The 19,310-nt window shown below is 70.7% G+C and carries 19 protein-coding genes; 11 read left to right on the forward strand and 8 right to left on the reverse strand.

What is annotated here, in order from left to right:
• Positions 1 to 107: 107 nt before the first annotated feature.
• From pgl to tkt, 5 genes are read right to left on the reverse strand one after another with little or no spacing between them, the layout of a single operon-like run.
• Positions 108 to 887 carry a 6-phosphogluconolactonase gene (pgl, locus tag ABZ956_RS25815; RefSeq protein WP_361898204.1) on the reverse strand — a complete coding sequence of 260 codons (780 nt, stop codon included), beginning with the start codon at positions 885 to 887 and terminating at the stop codon, positions 108 to 110.
• Positions 884 to 1,975 (reverse strand): glucose-6-phosphate dehydrogenase assembly protein OpcA, encoded by a 1,092-nt coding sequence (opcA, locus tag ABZ956_RS25820; protein ID WP_361898207.1) that lies wholly within the window; start codon positions 1,973 to 1,975, stop codon positions 884 to 886. The genes pgl and opcA overlap by 4 nt, the downstream gene beginning before the upstream one ends.
• Complete coding sequence (zwf, locus tag ABZ956_RS25825) at positions 1,972 to 3,495, reverse strand: glucose-6-phosphate dehydrogenase (protein ID WP_361898210.1); 1,524 nt, start codon at positions 3,493 to 3,495, stop codon at positions 1,972 to 1,974. Before zwf ends, opcA begins: the two co-directional genes overlap by 4 nt.
• Before the next feature lies 1 nt (position 3,496).
• Positions 3,497 to 4,612, reverse strand: coding sequence for a transaldolase (tal, locus tag ABZ956_RS25830; protein ID WP_361898213.1), 1,116 nt, complete (start codon positions 4,610 to 4,612; stop codon positions 3,497 to 3,499).
• 37 nt (positions 4,613 to 4,649) lie between these two features.
• A complete protein-coding gene (gene tkt, locus ABZ956_RS25835; RefSeq protein WP_361898215.1) occupies positions 4,650 to 6,731 on the reverse strand; it encodes a transketolase in 2,082 nt (693 codons plus the stop codon).
• 420 nt (positions 6,732 to 7,151) lie between these two features.
• Between tkt and ABZ956_RS25840 the strand changes: the two genes are divergently transcribed.
• The 3 genes from ABZ956_RS25840 to ABZ956_RS25850 all read left to right on the forward strand — a co-directional run bounded on the left by ABZ956_RS25840 (position 7,152) and on the right by ABZ956_RS25850 (position 9,648).
• Positions 7,152 to 8,099 (forward strand): heme o synthase, encoded by a 948-nt coding sequence (locus ABZ956_RS25840; RefSeq protein WP_361898218.1) that lies wholly within the window; start codon positions 7,152 to 7,154, stop codon positions 8,097 to 8,099.
• 91 nt (positions 8,100 to 8,190) lie between these two features.
• Complete coding sequence (locus tag ABZ956_RS25845; protein WP_361898221.1) at positions 8,191 to 8,514, forward strand: hypothetical protein; 324 nt, start codon at positions 8,191 to 8,193, stop codon at positions 8,512 to 8,514.
• Positions 8,515 to 8,589: 75 nt separating this feature from the next.
• Entirely contained in the window at positions 8,590 to 9,648 is a 1,059-nt protein-coding gene (locus tag ABZ956_RS25850) for an amidohydrolase (RefSeq protein WP_361898224.1), read from the forward strand.
• On the opposite strand, the gene ABZ956_RS25855 is transcribed toward ABZ956_RS25850, so the two are convergent.
• The 3 genes from ABZ956_RS25855 to ABZ956_RS25865 form a co-directional block, all read right to left on the reverse strand.
• Positions 9,621 to 10,616 (reverse strand): COX15/CtaA family protein, encoded by a 996-nt coding sequence (locus tag ABZ956_RS25855; protein WP_361898227.1) that lies wholly within the window; start codon positions 10,614 to 10,616, stop codon positions 9,621 to 9,623. The two genes, ABZ956_RS25850 and ABZ956_RS25855, sit on opposite strands and share 28 nt — an antisense overlap.
• Before the next feature lie 64 nt (positions 10,617 to 10,680).
• Positions 10,681 to 11,451, reverse strand: a complete 771-nt coding sequence (locus ABZ956_RS25860; protein ID WP_361898230.1) for an ABC transporter permease — start codon at positions 11,449 to 11,451, stop codon at positions 10,681 to 10,683.
• Positions 11,448 to 12,371: an ABC transporter ATP-binding protein gene (locus ABZ956_RS25865; RefSeq protein ID WP_361898233.1), complete on the reverse strand. Its 924-nt coding sequence runs from the start codon at positions 12,369 to 12,371 to the stop codon at positions 11,448 to 11,450. The genes ABZ956_RS25860 and ABZ956_RS25865 overlap by 4 nt, the downstream gene beginning before the upstream one ends.
• 170 nt (positions 12,372 to 12,541) lie before the next feature.
• On the opposite strand from ABZ956_RS25865, the gene ABZ956_RS25870 reads away from it, so the two are divergent.
• The 8 genes from ABZ956_RS25870 (at position 12,542) to ABZ956_RS25905 (ending at position 19,128) form a co-directional block, all read left to right on the forward strand.
• Positions 12,542 to 13,276: an ArsR family transcriptional regulator gene (locus ABZ956_RS25870; RefSeq protein WP_361898235.1), complete on the forward strand. Its 735-nt coding sequence runs from the start codon at positions 12,542 to 12,544 to the stop codon at positions 13,274 to 13,276.
• Entirely contained in the window at positions 13,273 to 14,694 is a 1,422-nt protein-coding gene (gene sufB / locus ABZ956_RS25875) for a Fe-S cluster assembly protein SufB (protein WP_361898238.1), read from the forward strand. The genes ABZ956_RS25870 and sufB overlap by 4 nt, the downstream gene beginning before the upstream one ends.
• Before the next feature lie 62 nt (positions 14,695 to 14,756).
• Positions 14,757 to 15,947, forward strand: a complete 1,191-nt coding sequence (sufD, locus tag ABZ956_RS25880; protein WP_361898241.1) for a Fe-S cluster assembly protein SufD — start codon at positions 14,757 to 14,759, stop codon at positions 15,945 to 15,947.
• Complete coding sequence (locus ABZ956_RS25885; RefSeq protein WP_361898243.1) at positions 15,944 to 16,270, forward strand: non-heme iron oxygenase ferredoxin subunit; 327 nt, start codon at positions 15,944 to 15,946, stop codon at positions 16,268 to 16,270. Before sufD ends, ABZ956_RS25885 begins: the two co-directional genes overlap by 4 nt.
• Positions 16,271 to 16,277: 7 nt before the next feature.
• On the forward strand, positions 16,278 to 17,045 hold the full coding sequence (gene sufC, locus ABZ956_RS25890; RefSeq protein WP_361898246.1) for a Fe-S cluster assembly ATPase SufC: 768 nt from the start codon (positions 16,278 to 16,280) through the stop codon (positions 17,043 to 17,045).
• Positions 17,046 to 17,047: 2 nt separating this feature from the next.
• On the forward strand, positions 17,048 to 18,301 hold the full coding sequence (locus tag ABZ956_RS25895; protein WP_361898455.1) for a cysteine desulfurase: 1,254 nt from the start codon (positions 17,048 to 17,050) through the stop codon (positions 18,299 to 18,301).
• 18 nt (positions 18,302 to 18,319) lie between these two features.
• Positions 18,320 to 18,793: a Fe-S cluster assembly sulfur transfer protein SufU gene (sufU, locus tag ABZ956_RS25900; protein ID WP_361898249.1), complete on the forward strand. Its 474-nt coding sequence runs from the start codon at positions 18,320 to 18,322 to the stop codon at positions 18,791 to 18,793.
• Positions 18,790 to 19,128 (forward strand): metal-sulfur cluster assembly factor, encoded by a 339-nt coding sequence (locus ABZ956_RS25905; RefSeq protein ID WP_361898251.1) that lies wholly within the window; start codon positions 18,790 to 18,792, stop codon positions 19,126 to 19,128. The genes sufU and ABZ956_RS25905 overlap by 4 nt, the downstream gene beginning before the upstream one ends.
• The last annotated feature ends 182 nt before the right edge of the window (positions 19,129 to 19,310 follow it).

Here is a 19,310-nt window from a genome sequence, read left to right on the forward strand (position 1 = left end):
GCGGCGGTGATCGCCGCCCGCCCCGCCACGGCGCCCGCGGTCCCCGCCGACCTGGACCCTGGATTTCCGCCGGTTCCGGCAAGAAATCCAGCCCGTCCGGCCGTTTGTCAGGGCGACGCCGGTGGGTACAGGTCCCTCGGCAGCTGGGCGGCCGCGGGCTGGTCCAGGAGCCACAGGGTGCGGCGGGAGCCATAGGCGCCGGCCGCCGGGGCCTGGATCTCTCCGGCACCGGACAGGGCCATGGCCACGGCGTTGGCCTTGTCCTCGCCCGCCGCCAGCAGCCAGACCTCCCGGGCCGCGCGGATCGCCGGCAGGGTCAGGGAGACCCTGGTCGGCGGCGGCTTCGGGGCGCCGTGGACGCCGACGACCGTGCGCTCGGTCTCGCGGACGCCCGGGAGCTCCGGGAAGAGCGAGGCGACGTGCGTGTCCGGGCCGACACCCAGCAGGAGGACGTCGAAGGACGGCACCGGGCCGTGGTCCTCGGGGCGGGCGGCGGCGGCCAGTTCGGCCGCGTACGCCTCCGCCGCCGCGTCCGCGTCGTCGTACGTGCCGTCCGCCGCGGGCATGTAGTGCACCCGTGCGGGGTCCAGGTCCACGGCGTCGAGCAGGGCCTCGCGCGCCTGCGTGGCGTTGCGCTCGGGGTCGCCGTCCGCCAGGAACCGCTCGTCGCCCCACCACAGGTCCAGGCGCGACCAGTCGACCGCGTCCCGGGCGGGCGCCGCGGCGAGGGCCGCGAGCAGCCCGTTGCCGTTGCGCCCGCCGGTGAGGACGACGGACGCCGAGCCGCGGGCGGCCTGGGCGTCCACGATCTTCGTGATCAGCCGGGCCGCCGCGGCCTGGGCCATCAGCTCCTTGTCCCGGTGGACGACGATCTGGGGCGTGCTCACTTGGACGCCGCCTTCTTGCCGGAGGACTTCTTCGCCGGAGCGGGCTTGTCCTCGGCGGCTTCGGCGGCTTCGGCCTTGGCGGGCTCGGTGGCCTCGGCGGCCTCCGGGGCCGGCGCGGGGCCGGCCGATCCGCCGGCCGCCGCCGGGGCGGCCGGCACCGGCTCGCCGAGCCTCTCCACGCCGTACTTCAGCGCGGACTCGTAGATGTCGTCCGGGTCCAGCCGGCGCAGCTCCTCGGCGAGCAGCTCCGCGGTGTCCCGCCGCTTGAGCGCCACGGCGCGGTCCGGCTGGCCGCGCATGGAGAGCGTGGCCAGGGAGCCGTCCGGGCGGTCCAGGGTGATGACGCCGGAGGTGGTCTCCAGGCGGACGGCCGTCAGGCCGGGCCCCTCGGAGACGGTCCGCCGGGCCGTGATCCCCAGGCGGTCGGCGAGCCACATGGCCAGCAGCTCACCGCTGGGGTTGTAGGCCTCGCCCTCGACCTCGGCCGAGGTGACCTCGATGCCCGGCTGCTGGTCCAGGGCGGCGGCGAGCATCGAGCGCCACGGCGTGATCCGGGCCCAGGCCAGGTCGGTGTCGCCGGGCGTGTAGCTGGCGGCACGGGCCGCGAGCTCCGTGACCGGGTCCTCGGCGGCGTAGGTGTCGGTGACCCGGCGCTGGCCGAGCGCGCCGAGCGGGTCCTTCGCCGGGTCGATCGGGGAGGCCACCGGCCACCACACGACCACGGGGGCGTCCGGCAGCAGCAGCGGCAGCACCACCGACTGGGCGTGGTCTATGACCTCGCCGTACAGCCGCAGCACCACCGTCTCGCCGGTGCCGGCCGACGTGCCGACCCGCACCTCGGCGTCCAGGCGGGCCTGGGCGCGGTCGCGCGGGGAGCGGCTGACGCGCTTGATGACGACGAGCTTGCGCGAGGGGTGCTCGCGGGAGGCCTCGTTGGCCGCCTTGAGCGCGTCGTACGCGTGCTCCTCGTCGGTGACGATGACCAGGGTCAGCACCATGCCGATGGCGGGGGTGCCGATGGCCCGGCGCCCCTGGACCAGGGCATTGTTGATCTTGCTGGCCGTGGTGTCCGTGAGATCCATTTTCATGGCCGACGCCAGCTCCGTCCCTCTCGTGCGAGCATCTGGTCCGCCTCGACCGGGCCCCAGGTGCCGGCCGCGTACTGGGCGGGCTTGCCGTGGCTGTCCCAGTACTCCTCGATCGGGTCGAGGATCTCCCAGGAGAGCTCGACCTCCCGCAGGCGCGGGAAGAGGTTGGCGTCGCCGAGCAGCACATCGAGGATGAGCCGCTCGTACGCCTCGGGGCTGGACTCGGTGAACGACTCGCCGTAGGCGAAGTCCATCGAGACGTCGCGGACCTCCATCGAGGTGCCCGGCACCTTCGAACCGAACCGCATGGTGACGCCCTCGTCCGGCTGCACCCGGATGACCAGGGCGTTCTGTCCCAGCTCCTCGGTCGCGGTGTGGTCGAAGGGCGAGTGCGGGGCGCGCTGGAAGACGACCGCGATCTCGGTGACGCGACGGCCGAGCCGCTTGCCGGTGCGCAGGTAGAACGGGACGCCCGCCCAGCGGCGGTTGTCGATCTCCAGCTTGATCGCGGCATAGGTGTCGGTCTTCGACTGCGGGTCGATGCCCTCCTCTTCGAGGTAGCCGACGACCTGCTCACCGCCCTGCCAGCCGTTCGCGTACTGGCCGCGCACGGTGTCCTTGCCGAGGTCCTTGGGCAGCCGCACGGCGCCCAGCACCTTGGTCTTCTCCGCGACCAGCGCGTCCGCGTCGAAGGAGGCGGGCTCCTCCATGGCGGTCAGCGCCAGCAGCTGCAGCAGGTGGTTCTGGATGACGTCGCGGGCGGCGCCGATGCCGTCGTAGTAGCCGGCGCGGCCGCCGATGCCGATGTCCTCGGCCATGGTGATCTGCACGTGGTCGACGTAGGACCGGTTCCAGATCGGCTCGAAGAGGGTGTTGGCGAAGCGCAGCGCCAGGATGTTCTGGACCGTCTCCTTGCCCAGGTAGTGGTCGATCCGGAAGACCGCCTCGGCCGGGAAGACCTCGTGGACGATCCGGTTCAGCTCCTGGGCGCTCTTCAGGTCGTGGCCGAAGGGCTTCTCGATGACGGCGCGCCGCCAGGAGCCCTCCTTCTGCTCGGCCAGGCCGTGCTTCTTGAGCTGCTGGACGACCGTGGGGAAGAACTTGGGGGGCACGGACAGGTAGAAGGCGAAGTTGCCGCCCGTGCCCTGTGCCTTGTCCAGCTCCTCCATGGTCTTCTTGAGCGTCTCGAAGGCCTCGTCGTCGCCGAAGTCGCCCTCGACGAAGCGGCAGCCCTGCACCAGCTGCTGCCAGACCTCCTCGCGGAACGGGGTGCGCGCGTTCTGCTTGACCGCGGTGTACACCTCGTGGGCGAAGTCCTCGTCCGCCCAGGAGCGGCGGGCGAAGCCGATCAGGGAGAAGCCCGGCGGCAGCAGGCCGCGGTTGGCCAGGTCGTAGACGGCCGGCATCAGCTTTTTACGGGACAAATCGCCCGTGACGCCAAAGATGACCAGGCCCGACGGCCCCGCGATACGCGGGAGCCGTCGGTCCAGAGCGTCACGCAGCGGATTGCTGCTGCTCAATTCAGGCCTCCGGTGCCAGGCGCTTGAGCTCCGCCTCGGTGGACTTCAGCAGGTCGTTCCACGACTGCTCGAACTTGTCGACGCCCTCGTCCTCCAGGAGCTGCACGACGTCGTCGTAGGAGATCCCCAGCTTCGCGATCGCGTCGAGCTCGGCCTTGGCCTGCTCGTAGGTGCCGCGCACCGTGTCACCGGTGATCCGCCCGTGGTCGGCGGTGGCCTCCAAGGTGGCCTCCGGCATGGTGTTCACCGTGTTGGGGGCGACCAGGTCGTCCACGTACAGGGTGTCCTTGTAGGCCGGGTCCTTGACGCCGGTCGAGGCCCACAGCGGACGCTGCTTGTTGGCGCCGGCCTTCTCCAGGGCGGCCCAGCGGTCCGAGGAGAAGACCTCCTCGTAGGCCTGGTAGGCCAGGCGGGCGTTGGCCAGGGCGGCCTTGCCGCGCAGCGCCTTGGCCTCGTCGGTGCCCAGCGCGTCCAGGCGCTTGTCGATCTCGGTGTCCACGCGGGAGACGAAGAAGGACGCGACCGAGTGGATCAGGGACAGGTCCAGGCCCGCGGCCTTGGCCTTCTCCAGACCGGTCAGGTAGGCGTCCATGACCGCGCGGTAGCGCTCGAGCGAGAAGATCAGCGTGACGTTGACGCTGATGCCCCGGCCGATGGTCTCGGCGATCGCGGGCAGGCCCGCCTTGGTCGCCGGGATCTTGATGAGGGTGTTGGGGCGGTCCACCAGCCAGGCCAGCTGCTTGGCCTCGGCGACGGTGGCGGCCGTGTCGTGCGCCAGGCGCGGGTCGACCTCGATGGAGACCCGGCCGTCCTGACCGTCGGTCGCGTCGAAGACCGGGCGCAGGATGTCGGCGGCGTCGCGGACGTCCGCCGTCGTGATCATGCGGATGGCCTCTTCCACGGTCACCTTGCGCACGGCGAGGTCGGCGAGCTGCTGCTCGTAGCCGTCACCGCTGGAGATGGCCTTCTGGAAGATCGACGGGTTGGTCGTGACGCCCACGACGTGGCTCTGGTCGATGAGCTCGGCGAGGTTGCCCGACGTGATGCGCTTGCGGGACAGGTCGTCCAGCCAGATCGCGACGCCTTCGTCGGAGAGGCGCTTGAGTGCGTCTGTCATGGGGTTTGCATCTCCTACTGGTTGTAAACGGGCGTCGTCAGCGGCGGTTGACGTCGGCGATCGACTCACGGGCGGCCTCGACGACGGCCTCCGAGGTCAGGCCGAACTCGCGGTAGAGCACCTTGTAGTCGGCGGAGGCGCCGAAGTGCTCGAGCGAGACGATGCGGCCGGCCTCGCCGACGTAGCGGTGCCAGGTCAGGCCGATGCCGGCCTCGACGGCCACGCGGGCCTTGACGTCCGGCAGCAGCACGCCGTCGCGGTACGCCTGGTCCTGCTCCTCGAACCACTCGACGGACGGCATCGAGACCACGCGGGTCGGGATGCCCTCGGACTGGAGCGCGGTGCGGGCCTCGACGGCCAGCTGCACCTCGGAGCCCGTGGCGATCAGGATCACCTGCGGGCGGCCGCCCTCGGCCTCGAACAGCACGTAGCCGCCCTTGGCCACGCCCTCGTTGGCCTCGTACGTCGGCACGTTCTGGCGGGTGAGGGCCAGACCGTGCGGCGCCGGGTGGGTGGTGTGACGCTTGGTGATCTCGCGCCAGGCGATCGCCGTCTCGTTGGCGTCGGCCGGGCGGACCATGTTCAGGCCCGGGATGGCCCGCAGCGCGGCCATGTGCTCGACCGGCTGGTGGGTCGGGCCGTCCTCGCCCAGGCCGATGGAGTCGTGCGTCCACACGTAGGTGACCGGCAGCTTCATCAGCGCGGCCAGGCGCACGGCCGGGCGCATGTAGTCGGAGAACACCAGGAAGGTGCCGCCGTAGATGCGGGTGTTGCCGTGCAGCGCGATGCCGTTCATGGTCGAGCCCATGGCGTGCTCGCGGATGCCGAAGTGGACCGTACGGCCGTACGGGTGCGCCTCCGGCAGCGGGTTGCCCTCCGGGAGGAAGGAGGACGACGCGTCGATGGTGGTGTTGTTCGAGCCGGCGAGGTCGGCGGAGCCGCCCCACAGCTCGGGGATCACGCCGCCCAGCGCCTTGAGGACCTCGCCGGACGCCTTGCGGGTCGCGACGTCCTTGCCGGCCGGGAAGACCGGAATGGCCTTCTCCCAGCCGTCGGGGAGCTCGCCCGCGTTGATGCGGTCGAAGTCGGCGGCGCGCTCGGGGTTGGCCTGACGCCACTGCTGGATGCGCTTGTCCCAGGCGGCGTGCGCCTCGGCGCCGCGGTCGACGACCTGGCGGACGTGCGCGAAGACCGCGTCCTCGACCTGGAAGGTCTGCTCGGGGTCGAAGCCCAGCACCTTCTTGGTCGCCGCGACCTCGGCGTCGCCGAGCGCCGAGCCGTGCGAGGCCTCGGTGTTCTGGGCGTTCGGGGCCGGCCAGGCGATGATCGTGCGGGCCGCGATGATCGAGGGGCGCTCGGTCTCGGCCTGCGCGGCCTTGAACGCCGCGTACAGGGCCTGGACGTCGAAGTCGCCGTTGGGGGCCTGCTCGATGCGCTGGACGTGCCAGCCGTACGCCTCGTAGCGCTTGAGGACGTCCTCGGAGAGGGCCGTCGCGGTGTCGCCCTCGATCGAGATGTGGTTGTCGTCGTAGAGCGCGATGAGGTTGCCGAGCTTCTGGTGGCCGGCCAGCGAGGACGCCTCGGCGGAGATGCCCTCCTCCAGGTCGCCGTCGGAGACGATCGCCCAGATGGTGTGGTCGAAGGGCGACTCGCCCTGCGGGGCCTCCGGGTCGAACAGGCCGCGCTCGTAGCGGGCGGCCATCGCCATGCCCACGGCGTTGGCGATGCCCTGGCCCAGCGGGCCGGTGGTGGTCTCCACACCGCGGGTGTGGCCGTGCTCCGGGTGACCGGGGGTCTTGCTGTCCCAGGTGCGGAAGGCCTTCAGGTCCGCGAGCTCCAGGCCGTAGCCGGCCATGAAGAGCTGGATGTAGAGCGTCAGGCTGGTGTGACCGGGGGAGAGGACGAAACGGTCGCGGCCGGTCCAGTCGGCGTCACTGGGGTCGTGCCGCATCAGCTTCTGGAACAGCAGGTAGGCGGCGGGCGCCAGGCTCATGGCCGTGCCCGGATGGCCGTTGCCGACCTTTTGCACGGAGTCCATGGCCAGGACGCGGGCGGTATCGACGGCCCGCTGGTCCAGTTCGGTCCATTCGAGGTCTGTGGTGGTCGGCTTGGTGCTCACCCTCGGATCAGGGCTCCTCTCCACATGTTCAATCTGCCGGGGGCGGTATTGCCCGCCACGACGCGGCGCAGTCGAGCCTACCCCCGCTGGGACGCGCATCTTTTCGACGTACAGTCGGGCTGACCGGCTCTCATTTGAGTGCGAGAACCGGCGCAGCCTCATCCGTATGCAGAAGTTTCCCGGCGCGGCATGACGGCCATGACTCCAGCCTGCCGGGCGCGGGGCCCGCCCGCCTCTCGAACGCGACCGTTCTGTCGGGTTACGCGGCCTGCGATCCGGCGGCGCCGGGGCCCCAACACGACCCCACCCCGGCGAAGGCCGCGCCATCCCCTGCGTCTAGAGTGGCGTGGTACGCGCAAGCATTTACCCGGGATTCCCGCCCGGACGCGCTTGCTGGCCTTATCTCTGTCAGGGGTGTGCGTGACGGCCGTCGAATCCCGTCCTGCGGGGGTGCTCACCGAGAGCCCGGTCCCGGGTCACCGGCCGCTCGGGGCCCGTGTCAAGGCGTTCGTGGCACTCACGAAGCCGCGCGTCATCGAGCTGCTGCTGATGACGACGGTGCCGGTGATGTTCCTCGCGGCCGAGGGCGTGCCCGACCTGTGGCTCGTGCTGGCCACCTGCGTCGGCGGGTACCTCTCCGCCGGCGGCGCCGGCGCGTTCAACATGTACTACGACCGCGACATCGACGCGATGATGGACCGTACGTCGCAGCGTCCACTGGTCACCGGCATGGTCTCGCCCCGCGAGTGCCTGGTCTTCGCCGCCGCGCTGACCGTCGGGTCGACCGTGTGGTTCTGGATTCTGGTCAACCCCCTGTCGGCGATGCTGTCGCTGGGCGCGTCGCTCTTCTACACCGTCGTCTACACGATGATCCTCAAGCGGCGTACGGCACAGAACATCGTCTGGGGCGGCATCGCCGGCTGCCTGCCGGTGATCATCGGCTGGTCCGCGGTGAAGAACGAGGTCTCCTGGGCCTCCGTGATCCTCTTCCTCGTCATCTTCTTCTGGACGCCGCCGCACTACTGGCCGCTGTCGATGAAGGTGAAGGACGACTACGAGCGCGTGGGCGTGCCCATGCTGCCGGTCGTGGCCGGCAACAAGGCCGTGGCCAAGCAGATCGTCCTCTACAGCTGGGTGATGGTCGGTGTCTCGCTGCTGCTCACCCCACTGGGCTACACGGGCTGGTTCTACACGCTCGTCGCCGTGGTCTGCGGCGGGCTCTGGCTGAAGGAGGCGCACGCGCTGCAGGCCCGCGCCAAGGCCGGCATCACGGGCGCCAAGCTCAAGGAGATGCGGCTGTTCCACTGGTCGATCACCTATGTGTCGCTGCTGTTCACGGCCGTCGCGATCGACCCCTTCCTGCGCTGAGCCGAACGGCTGCCGATGGGCGGCCCGGGTGGCCAAAGCCACCCGGGCCGCCCATCGCCTTTTTCGGCTACCCGTCGGTAGCATCCTGGCCATGGCAGACAACAAGCAGGCAGCGAAGCTGGCCAAGCAGATCACCGCCTTCGCCAGGAGCCACGGCGGCAGCGCCGAGGGCCAGCTCGCCCACATAGGGCGCGGAACGACCCGCATCGCCCTCGTCGGCGCCAACGGCGAGTGGGGCAACCTCGTGGCCCGCGACTTCGAGACCGCCCGCGAGGCCGCCGCCCTGGCCGGGATCACCCTCCAGGACGACTTCGACGGCGAGATGGCCGCCAAGGTCCGCACGGGCCCGTACGAGTGGTCCCGCATGGCCGGCATCCAGATCGGCGGCCCCGCCAACCCCTCCGCCGATAACTGACGGCCCCTTCGCCCGTTAGAACCACCGGGAGCGGCGCCACGGCGCCGCGCGGTGGGGACCGGCGAGGAGGGGCGCATGGACGACCGCAGGGACGGCATACCGCCGCTCGTCGACCAGTACAGCCACGGGGCCGTCCACGGCGACCTGGGGCTCGGCGCCTTCGAGACGCACCTGGCCGAGGCCGCCGGGTCCACCGGGCCCGCGCCGCCCGGCACCACCTTCTTCGACAGCCGCGCCGGCCTCGCCGTGCGCCGCTGGTGCCCGCCCCTGCTGGGCCTCGAACCGCACTGCGCACCCGTCCGCTATCTGGCCAGGCGCCGCGAACTGGGCGCCTACCGCGCGGGGCACCTGCTGCTGCGCGGCGCCGGCATCGGCACGTTCCTGCTGGCCGCGGAGGCGCCCGGCGACCTCACCTCGCCCGCCGAGCTGGCCCGCGCCGCCGACGGCCGCGCCCATGAGGTCGTACGACTGGAACCCCTGGCCGCCCGTGTGGCGGACACCTGCGGCAGTGCGGACGCCTTCTTGGCCTGTACGGCCGAGGCCCTCTACGCCGCCTCCCGCACCGCCACGGCCTTCGCCTCCGGCGTCGCCTTCTGCGACGGCGCCCCGCCCGCGGCCGCCGAGGTGCGCGAGGCCGCCAGGCGCTGGCTGCACACCCGCCACGCCGGAGAGGCGCCCGCCGAGCCCGTCCTGGGACGGCACCTGCTGTGGAGCGCGGTCGCCACGGGCCTGCCGCTGCAGCTGCACTGCCCGGACCCGCAGCGGCTCACGGGCTTCCTGCGGGCCACCGCGAGCCAGGGTGTGGACCTCGTGCTGCTGCCGGACCCCTGGCACCGGCGGCAGGCGGCCCAGCTGGCCGCCGCCTTCCCGCACGTCTACGCGGATGTCGGGACCCGGCCCGAGGAGACCCTGCGCGAGGCGCCCTTCGGCAAGCTGCTGTTCTCCACGGGCGCACGGGGCCTGGCGGAGCTGTACGTGGTGGCCGCCCGGCTGTTCGTACGGGCCATGGAGCGGCTGATGGGCGACTGGGTCGCGGACGGCTGGTGCGGGGCGGCCGAGGCGGGGCGGATCTGCTCGCTGGTGGCCGCCGGCACCGCCCGCAGGGTCTACCGGCTGGACGCCGTCGCGGGCTGAGCGGCGGCGGCCCCGGGCTCCCCGGAGGGGGCGGGCAGGGCCGTCGCCCCGCCGCGCTCGCGCAGCGACAGGAAGACCCGCAGGACCGCGATCCACACCAGGCAGGAACCGAACATGTGGACGCCGACGATGAGTTCGGGTGAGTCGTTGAAGTACTGCACGAAGCCGACGAGACCCTGCAGCATCAGGACGGCGAACAGCTCGACCGCCCGGCGCCGCGGCGCGGCGGGCGCGTTCACGGCCCGCAGCACGAACCACAAGGCCACGGTCAGGCCCACGACGACGAACACGAAGTCGACGTGCAGCTGGGTGATCTGGTGCCAGTCCAGCGGGATGCGGTGGATGTCCTTGGCCGCGTCGCCGGCGTGCTTGCCCGCACCCGTCACGACGGTGCCGACCACGATCAGCAGGGCCGTCGCGGCGACCAGTACCCCGGTCAGCTGCCGCACCGGACGGGCCACCAGGTCGCGCGGCTCGTCGTCGCCCTCGCCCGAGCGGTGCCACATCACCACGGCCACCGTCAGCAGCGCGGTCGCCGCCAGGAAGTGCGAGGCGACGATGTAGGGGTTGAGCCCCGTCAGCACCGTGATGCCGCCGATGATGCCGTTGCCCGCGATGAGCCAGAACTGCGTCCAGCCCAGCCGGGTGAGGGAGCGGCGGCGCGGGGCACGCGCGCGTGCCGCGACGATCGCCACGCCCACGACCACGCACAGCACGTAGGTCAGCATGCGGTTGGTGAACTCGATGACGCCGTTGATGCCCATCTCGGGCGTCGGCGTCAGGCTGTCCTCCGTGCACGTGGGCCACGTGGGGCAGCCCAGCCCCGACTGGGTGAGCCGGACCGCGCCGCCCGTCACGACGATGATCACGCCCATGACGACGCAGGCCAGCGCGGCCCGCCGGACGAAGCGTTCGGAGGGCTGCCAGCGGTCGGCGACGAGCTGGAGGGGATTCAGCGTTTTCGGCACGGAAGCCATCGTAAGGGTGTGCTTGTGCACGGATTCACGAGGGGTCGTCCGTGGCGGTGCGCCCCTACTCCCAGCGGAAGAACCGGGCCGCCGCGCCCAGCCCCAGCGCCGCCCACGCGGCCAGGATGCCCAGGTCGGCCCAGGGCATGGCCGCACCGTCGCGCAGTACGTCCCGCAGGCCGTCGGAGAGCGCCGAGACGGGCAGCAGGGCGAGTACGGTCCGGGCGGCCTCGGGGAACTTCTCCAGCGGCACGATGACGCCGCCGCCGACCAGCAGGAGCAGGAAGACCAGGTTGGCCGCGGCCAGCGTCGCCTCCGCCCGGAGGGTGCCGGCCATCAGGAGTCCGAGCCCGGAGAACGCGGCGGTGCCGAGGACGAGCAGGAGCAGCACGGTCAGGGGGTTGCCGTGCGGCGACCAGCCGAGCGCGAAGGCGATCGCGGTCAGCAGCGCGATCTGCAGGATCTCGGTGACCAGCACCGAGCAGGTCTTCGCCGTCATCAGGCCCCAGCGCGGCAGCGGAGAGGCGCCCAGCCGCTTGAGCACGCCGTAGCGGCGCTCGAAGCCGGTGGCGATGGCCTGGCCGGTGAACGCCGTCGACATCACGGCCAGCGCCAGCACGCCGGGGGCCAGGAAGTCCACGGCCTTGTCCTCACCCGTGTCGACGATGTCGACGGTGCTGAAGAGCACCAGCAGGAGGGTGGGGATGACGACGGTCAGCAGCAACTGCTCGCCGTTGCGCAGCAGCATCCGCGTCTCCAGCGCGGCCTGCGCCCGGATCATCCGGCCGAGCGGAGCCGCGCCGGGCCTCGGCGCGAAGGTACCGGTGGCGGTCATGCGCGCAGCTCCTTGCCGGTCAGTTCCAAGAAGACGTCTTCGAGCGTGTGCCGCTCGACCGTTATGCGGTCGGGCATGACTCCGTGCTGGGCGCACCAGGACGTGACCGTCGCGAGCAGCTGCGGGTCGACGGTGCCGCTGACGCGGTAGGAGCCGGGGGCCGGCTCCACGGCGGCGGAGTCGGCGGGCAGGGCCTTGAGGAGGGAGGCCAGGTCCAGGCCGGGCCGGCCGGTGAAGCGCAGGCTGTTCTCGGCGCCGCCGCGGCACAGCTCCTCGGGGCTGCCCTGGGCGACGACCTTGCCGCCGTCGATGATGGCGACGTCGTCGGCCAGCTGTTCGGCCTCGTCCATGTAGTGCGTGGTCAGCACGACCGTGACGCCGTCCGCGCGCAGCTCGCGCACCAGGTTCCAGGTCGCGTGCCGGGCCTGCGGGTCCAGGCCCGCGGTCGGCTCGTCGAGGAAGACCAGCTCGGGGCGGCCGACGACGGCCATGGCCAGCGAGAGCCGCTGCTGCTGTCCGCCGGACAGCCGCCGGTAGGCGGTGCGGCCGCACTCGCCCAGCCCGAGCCGCTCGATCAGCGCGTCGACGTCCAGGGGATGCGCGTGCAGTGACGCCGTGTGCCGGAGCATCTCCTCCGCGCGGGCGCCGGCGTAGATGCCACCGCTCTGCAGCATCACGCCGATGCGCGGGCGCAGGGCCGCGGAGTCGGCGAGGGGGTCGAGCCCCAGCACGCGGACGGTGCCGGCGTCGGGGCGCCGGTAGCCCTCGCAGGTCTCGATGGTGGTGGTCTTGCCGGCCCCGTTGGGGCCCAGGACGGCGGTGACGCCGCCGGTCGCGACGCTCAGGTCGAGGCCGTCGACCGCGGCCTTCGCCCCGTACCGTTTGACCAGGCCGTGGACTGCGACCGCGGGTGCATGCATGCCCGGAAGTGTACGAAGCCCGCGGGGCGGCCGGAGCCGCCGGGGTCACGGGTTAGGTAACCCTAAGTGATCAAAGCCACCGTTCCGTGATCCGGACGCGCTTGTCGCGGCTCCGGCAATTACGCAACAATGGTGTTGTGAAATACGCGGGCGAAGCTCCACAGGGACCCGTGGCCGAGTCGGCCGCCGGGCAGGGCCCCCGCGTACCCGCACCCCACGACGAGCAGTCCGGCACCCGCAACCGCGTCGCCCGGTCCATCCTCGACCACGGTCCGTCCACCGCGGCCGAGCTGGCCGTGCGCCTGGAGCTCACCCAGGCGGCCGTCCGCCGCCACCTCGACACCCTGGTGGCCGAGGGCGTGGTCGAGCCCCGTGAGAAGCGCGTCTACGGCGCCCGCTCCCGTGGCCGTCCCGCCAAGGTCTTCGCCCTGACCGACTGCGGCCGGGACGCCTTCGACCAGGCCTACGACCAGCTCGCCGGTGACGCGCTGCGCTGGATCGCCCAGTCCGCGGGCGGCGGCGCGATGGGTGAGGCGGCCGTCGCCGCCTTCGCCCGCGCCCGGATGGCCGCACAGGCCGAGGCCTACCGCGAGGCCCTGGAAGCCGTCTCCCCCGAGGAGCGCACGGAGGCTCTCGCCCGGGCATTGACCGCGGACGGGTACGCTGCTACGGCGCGTAGCGCGCCGGTCGGCGAACAGCTTTGCCAGCACCACTGCCCGGTCGCCCATGTCGCCGAGCAGTTCCCGCAGCTGTGCGAGGCGGAGACCGAGGTCTTCTCCCGCCTGCTCGGGACACATGTGCAGCGTCTCGCCACCATCGCCCACGGTGACGGTGTGTGCACGACGTACATCCCCAAAAAGACCACCACCGCATCCACCAGCACGGCCGGGAGGAACCCCGCATGACTCTCCCCACGGAGACTGCCCACCCTGAGCTCGAGGGCCTGGGCACGTACGAATACGGCTGGGCCGACTCCGACGAGGCCGGTGCCGCGGCCAAGCGCGGCCTCTCCGAGGAGGTCGTCCGCGACATCTCGGCCAAGAAGTCCGAGCCTGAGTGGATGCTGAAGCTCCGCCTCAAGGGCCTCAAGCTCTTCGACAAGAAGCCCATGCCGACCTGGGGCTCGGACCTGACCGGCATCGACTTCGACAACATCAAGTACTTCGTGCGCTCCACCGAGAAGCAGGCCGCTTCCTGGGAGGACCTGCCGGAGGACATCAAGAACACCTACGACAAGCTGGGCATCCCCGAGGCGGAGAAGCAGCGCCTGGTCGCCGGTGTCGCCGCCCAGTACGAGTCCGAGGTCGTCTACCACCAGATCCGTGAGGACCTGGAGGAGCAGGGCGTCATCTTCCTGGACACCGACACCGCCCTGAAGGAGCACCCCGAGCTCTTCCAGGAGTACTTCGGCACGGTGATCCCGGTCGGCGACAACAAGTTCGCCTCGCTGAACTCCGCCGTGTGGTCCGGTGGCTCCTTCATCTACGTCCCGCCGGGCGTCCACGTCGACATCCCGCTGCAGGCCTACTTCCGCATCAACACGGAGAACATGGGCCAGTTCGAGCGGACCCTGATCATCGTCGACGAGAACGCCTACGTGCACTACGTCGAGGGCTGCACCGCCCCGATCTACTCCTCGGACTCGCTGCACAGCGCCGTCGTGGAGATCATCGTCAAGAAGGGCGGCCGCTGCCGCTACACGACGATCCAGAACTGGTCGAACAACGTCTACAACCTGGTCACCAAGCGGGCCGTGGCCTACGAGGGCGCGACCATGGAGTGGGTCGACGGCAACATCGGCTCCAAGGTGACGATGAAGTACCCGGCCGTCTACCTGATGGGCGAGCACGCCAAGGGCGAGACCCTGTCCATCGCCTTCTCCGGCGAGGGCCAGCACCAGGACGCCGGCGCCAAGATGGTCCACATGGCGCCGAACACCTCCTCCAACATCGTCTCCAAGTCGGTGGCGCGAGGCGGTGGCCGCACCTCCTACCGCGGCCTCATCGAGATCGGCGAGGGCGCCCACGGCTCCAAGTCGAACGTGCTCTGCGACGCCCTGCTGGTGGACACCATCTCCCGGTCGGACACCTACCCCTACGTCGACGTCCGCGAGGACGACGTCTCCATGGGCCACGAGGCGACCGTCTCCAAGGTCAGCGACGACCAGCTCTTCTACCTGATGAGCCGCGGTCTGTCCGAGGACGAGGCCATGGCGATGATCGTCCGCGGCTTCGTCGAGCCGATCGCCCGCGAGCTGCCGATGGAGTACGCGCTGGAGCTCAACCGGCTGATCGAGCTGCAGATGGAAGGCGCGGTCGGCTGACCCCTCCCGCCCCGGACTCCGCAGCGAACCCTTTGTGACAGGAAGAGAGCACGACGACAGCCATGGCTGACAACACTCCCGCCGGCAGCACGACCGACGGCGCCATCCAGGTGGGCGGGCCCAAGCAGCCCATCGACGCGCGGGTCAGCGCCCCCGCCTCGTACGACGTCGCGGACTTCCCCGTGCCGCACGGCCGCGAGGAGGAGTGGCGGTTCACGCCGCTCGAGCGCCTGCGCGGCCTGCACGACGGCACCGCCGCCGACAAGGCTGTCGACGGCGGCGGCGTCAAGGTCGACGTGAGCGCCCCCGAGGGCGTGACCGTGGAGACCGTCGGCCGCGACGACGCCCGGCTCGGCAAGGCCGGCAAGCCCGTCGACCGGGTCGCCGCCCAGGCGTTCACCTCCTTCGAGAAGGCCTCGGTCGTCTCGATCCCCAAGGAGACCGTGCTCACCGAGCCCGTCCGCGTCGCCGTGCACGGCGAGGGCGGCGTGGCCTTCGGCCACCACGTCATCGAGATCGGCGCCTTCTCCGAGGCCGTCGTCGTCATCGACCACACCGGTGACGCCACGCTCGCCGCCAACGTCGAGTACCTCATCGGCGACGGCGCCAAGCTGACCGTCGTCTCCGTCCAGGACTGGGACGACACCGCGGTGCACGCCGCCCAGCACACCGCCCTGGTCGGCCGCGACGCCACCTTCAAGTCCGTGATCGTCACCCTGGGCGGCGACCTCGTCCGCCTCCACCCGCGGGTCGTCTACGCCGGCCCCGGCGGCGAGGCCGAGCTCTACGGCCTGTACTTCACCGACAACGGCCAGCACCAGGAGCACCGCCTCCTCGTCGACCACGACACCCCGCACTGCCGCAGCAACGTCGTCTACAAGGGCGCGCTGCAGGGCCAGGACGCCCACGCGGTGTGGATCGGCGACGTGCTCATCCGCGCCGCCGCCGAGGGCACCGACACCTACGAGCTCAACCGCAACCTCGTCCTCACCGACGGCGCGCGGGTCGACTCGGTCCCCAACCTCGAGATCGAGACCGGCGAGATCGTCGGGGCCGGCCACGCCTCCGCGACCGGCCGCTTCGACGACGAGCAGCTCTTCTACCTGATGGCCCGCGGCATCCCCGCCGACGAGGCCCGCCGGCTGGTCGTGCGCGGCTTCTTCGCCGAGCTCGTACAGCAGATCGGCATCCCCGACCTGGAGGAGCGCCTCATCGTCAAGATCGAGGCCGAGCTGGAGGCGTCCCTGGCATGAGCGAGACCGTCTTCGTACGCGCAGCCACCCTGAGCGAGCTGGAAGAGGACACCCCCAAGCGGGTCGAGATCGACGGCACCCCCGTCTCCCTCGTCCGTACCGAGGGCGAGGTGTTCGCGATCAACGACATCTGCTCGCACGCCAACGTCTCGCTCTCCGAGGGCGAGGTGGAGGACTGCCACATCGAGTGCTGGCTGCACGGCTCCAGCTTCGACCTGCGCACCGGCAAGCCCGACGGCCTGCCCGCCACGCGTCCCGTCCCCGTATACCCCGTCAAGATCGAAGGGGACGACGTGCTCGTCTCCATCACCCAGGAGTCCTGAGTTCCCCATGGCAACGCTTGAGATCCACGACCTGCACGTCTCCGTCGAGGCCGAGAACGGCCCCCGGGAGATCCTCAAGGGCGTCGACCTGACCGTGAAGCAGGGCGAGACCCACGCCATCATGGGCCCCAACGGCTCCGGCAAGTCCACCCTGGCCTACTCGCTGGCCGGCCACCCCAAGTACACGATCACCGGCGGCACCGTCACCCTCGACGGTGAGGACGTCCTGGAGATGTCCGTCGACGAGCGCGCCCGCGCCGGCGTCTTCCTCGCCATGCAGTACCCGGTCGAGGTCCCCGGCGTCTCGGTCTCCAACTTCCTGCGCACCTCCGCCACCGCCATCCGCGGCGAGGCCCCCAAGCTGCGCACCTGGGTGAAGGAGGTCAAGTCCGCCATGGAGCGCCTCCAGATGGACCCGGCCTTCGCCGAGCGCAACGTCAACGAGGGCTTCTCCGGCGGTGAGAAGAAGCGCCACGAGATCCTCCAGCTCGAGCTGCTCAAGCCGAAGATCGCGATCCTCGACGAGACCGACTCCGGCCTGGACGTCGACGCGCTGCGCCAGGTCTCCGAGGGCGTCAACCGCGTCCGTGAGACCGGTGAGGTCGGCACCCTGCTGATCACCCACTACACGCGCATCCTGCGCTACATCAAGCCGGACTTCGTCCACGTCTTCTCGGCCGGCCGCATCGTCGAGTCCGGCGGCGCCGAGCTCGCCGACAAGCTCGAGAACGAGGGCTACGAGGCGTACAGCACGAAGGGCGGCGTAACGGCGTGACCATACTGCTGCCGGGCCTCCTCGACACCGATGCGATCCGCAAGGACTTCCCGATCCTGGACCGCGTGGTCCACGACGGGAAGAAGCTCGTCTACCTGGACAACGCCGCGACCTCGCAGAAGCCGCGCCAGGTGCTCGACGTGCTCAACGCGCACTACGAGCGGCACAACGCCAATGTCCACCGCGGCGTGCACGTGCTCGCCGAGGAGGCCACGGCGCTCTACGAGGGCGCCCGCGACAAGGTCGCCGCCTTCGTCAACGCCCCCAGCCGCGACGAGGTGATCTTCACCAAGAACGCCTCCGAGTCGCTCAACCTCGTGGCGAACATGCTGGCCTGGGCCGACGAGCCCTACCGCGTGGACCACGAGACCGAGATCGTCATCACGGAGATGGAGCACCACTCCAACATCGTGCCGTGGCAGCTGCTCGCGCAGCGCTCGGGCGCGAAGCTGAAGTGGTTCGGCCTCACCGACGACGGCCGGCTCGACCTGTCCAACATCGAGGAGATCATCACCGAGAAGACCAAGGTCGTCTCGTTCGTGCTGGTCTCCAACATCCTGGGCACCGTCAACCCGGTCGAGGCGATCGTGCGCCGTGCGCAGGAGGTCGGCGCCCTGGTGGTCGTCGACGCCTCGCAGGCCGCTCCGCACATGCCGCTGGACGTGCAGGCCCTGCAGGCCGACTTCGTGGCCTTCACCGGCCACAAGATGTGCGGCCCGGACGGCATCGGCGTCCTGTGGGGCCGCCAGGAGCTGCTGGAGGACCTCCCGCCGTTCCTCGGCGGCGGCGAGATGATCGAGACCGTCTCGATGCACTCCTCGACGTACGCTCCCGCGCCGCACAAGTTCGAGGCCGGTACGCCCCCGATCGCCCAGGCCGTCGGCCTCGGCGCCGCGGTGGACTACCTCACCTCGATCGGCATGGAGAACATCGCCCGGCACGAGCACGCGATCACCGAGTACGCGATCCGCAGGCTCCAGGAGGTCCCGGACCTGCGCATCATCGGCCCCACCACGGCCGAGGACCGCGGCGCCGCCGTCTCCTTCACGCTCGGTGACATCCACCCGCACGACGTGGGCCAGGTCCTCGACGAGCAGGGCATCGCGGTCCGGGTCGGTCACCACTGCGCACGTCCCGTGTGCCTGCGGTACGGAATTCCCGCGACCACGCGAGCGTCGTTCTATCTGTACTCCACCCCCGGCGAGGTCGACGCCTTGATCGAGGGCCTGGAGCACGTACGGAACTTTTTCGGCTGACGGCGAGGGCTGCTGACTGTGAAGCTTGATTCGATGTACCAGGACGTCATCCTGGACCACTACAAGAATCCGCACGGGCGGGGCTTGCGGGACGGCGACGCCGAGGTGCATCACGTCAATCCCACGTGCGGCGACGAGATCACGCTGCGGGTGCGGCTGGCCGGTGAGACGATCGAAGACGTCTCCTACGAGGGCCAGGGCTGCTCCATCAGCCAGGCGAGCGCCTCGGTGCTCAACGAGCTGCTGGTCGGCAAGGACCTCGCGGAGGCCCGCCGGATCCAGGAGACCTTCCTGGAGCTGATGCAGTCCAAGGGCAAGGTCGAGCCGGACGACGCGATGGAGGAGGTGCTGGAGGACGCGGTGGCGTTCGCCGGCGTCTCCAAGTACCCGGCGCGCGTGAAGTGTGCTCTGCTGAGCTGGATGGCGTGGAAGGACGCGACCGCGCAGGCCATGGGCGAAGGCCCCGAAACCACTGCAAGGAAGACCGCATGAGTGACAACGCAGAGGTGACCACGAAGCCGGCCACGGAGGAGGAGGTCCGCGAGGCTCTCTACGACGTGGTCGACCCCGAGCTGGGCATCGACGTCGTCAACCTCGGCCTGATCTACGGCATCCACATCGACGACGCCAACATCTGCACCCTCGACATGACGCTGACGTCCGCGGCCTGCCCGCTGACCGACGTCATCGAGGACCAGGCCAAGTCCTGCACGGAGGGCATCGTCAACGAGCTCCGGATCAACTGGGTCTGGATGCCGCCGTGGGGCCCGGACAAGATCACGGACGAGGGCCGCGAGCAGCTCCGCGCGCTGGGCTTCAACGTCTGAGCTCCCCATCCACGAAGCCCCCGGCTCATGCCGGGGGCTTCGGCGTTTCTATCGACGCAGCGCGCGAATGAACGCCCGGAATACGGTGACCCGCTCTGCACCTCGCAGGCCGCGGAGAGCAGCCAGGAGGCCGATGAGCGGGGTAAGGACAAGAGCGAGTGGAACAATCAGCAGGAGAAACG

It is taken from the genome of Streptomyces sp. NPDC046261 (genome assembly GCF_040646235.1).
Lineage (GTDB): Bacteria > Actinomycetota > Actinomycetes > Streptomycetales > Streptomycetaceae > Streptomyces.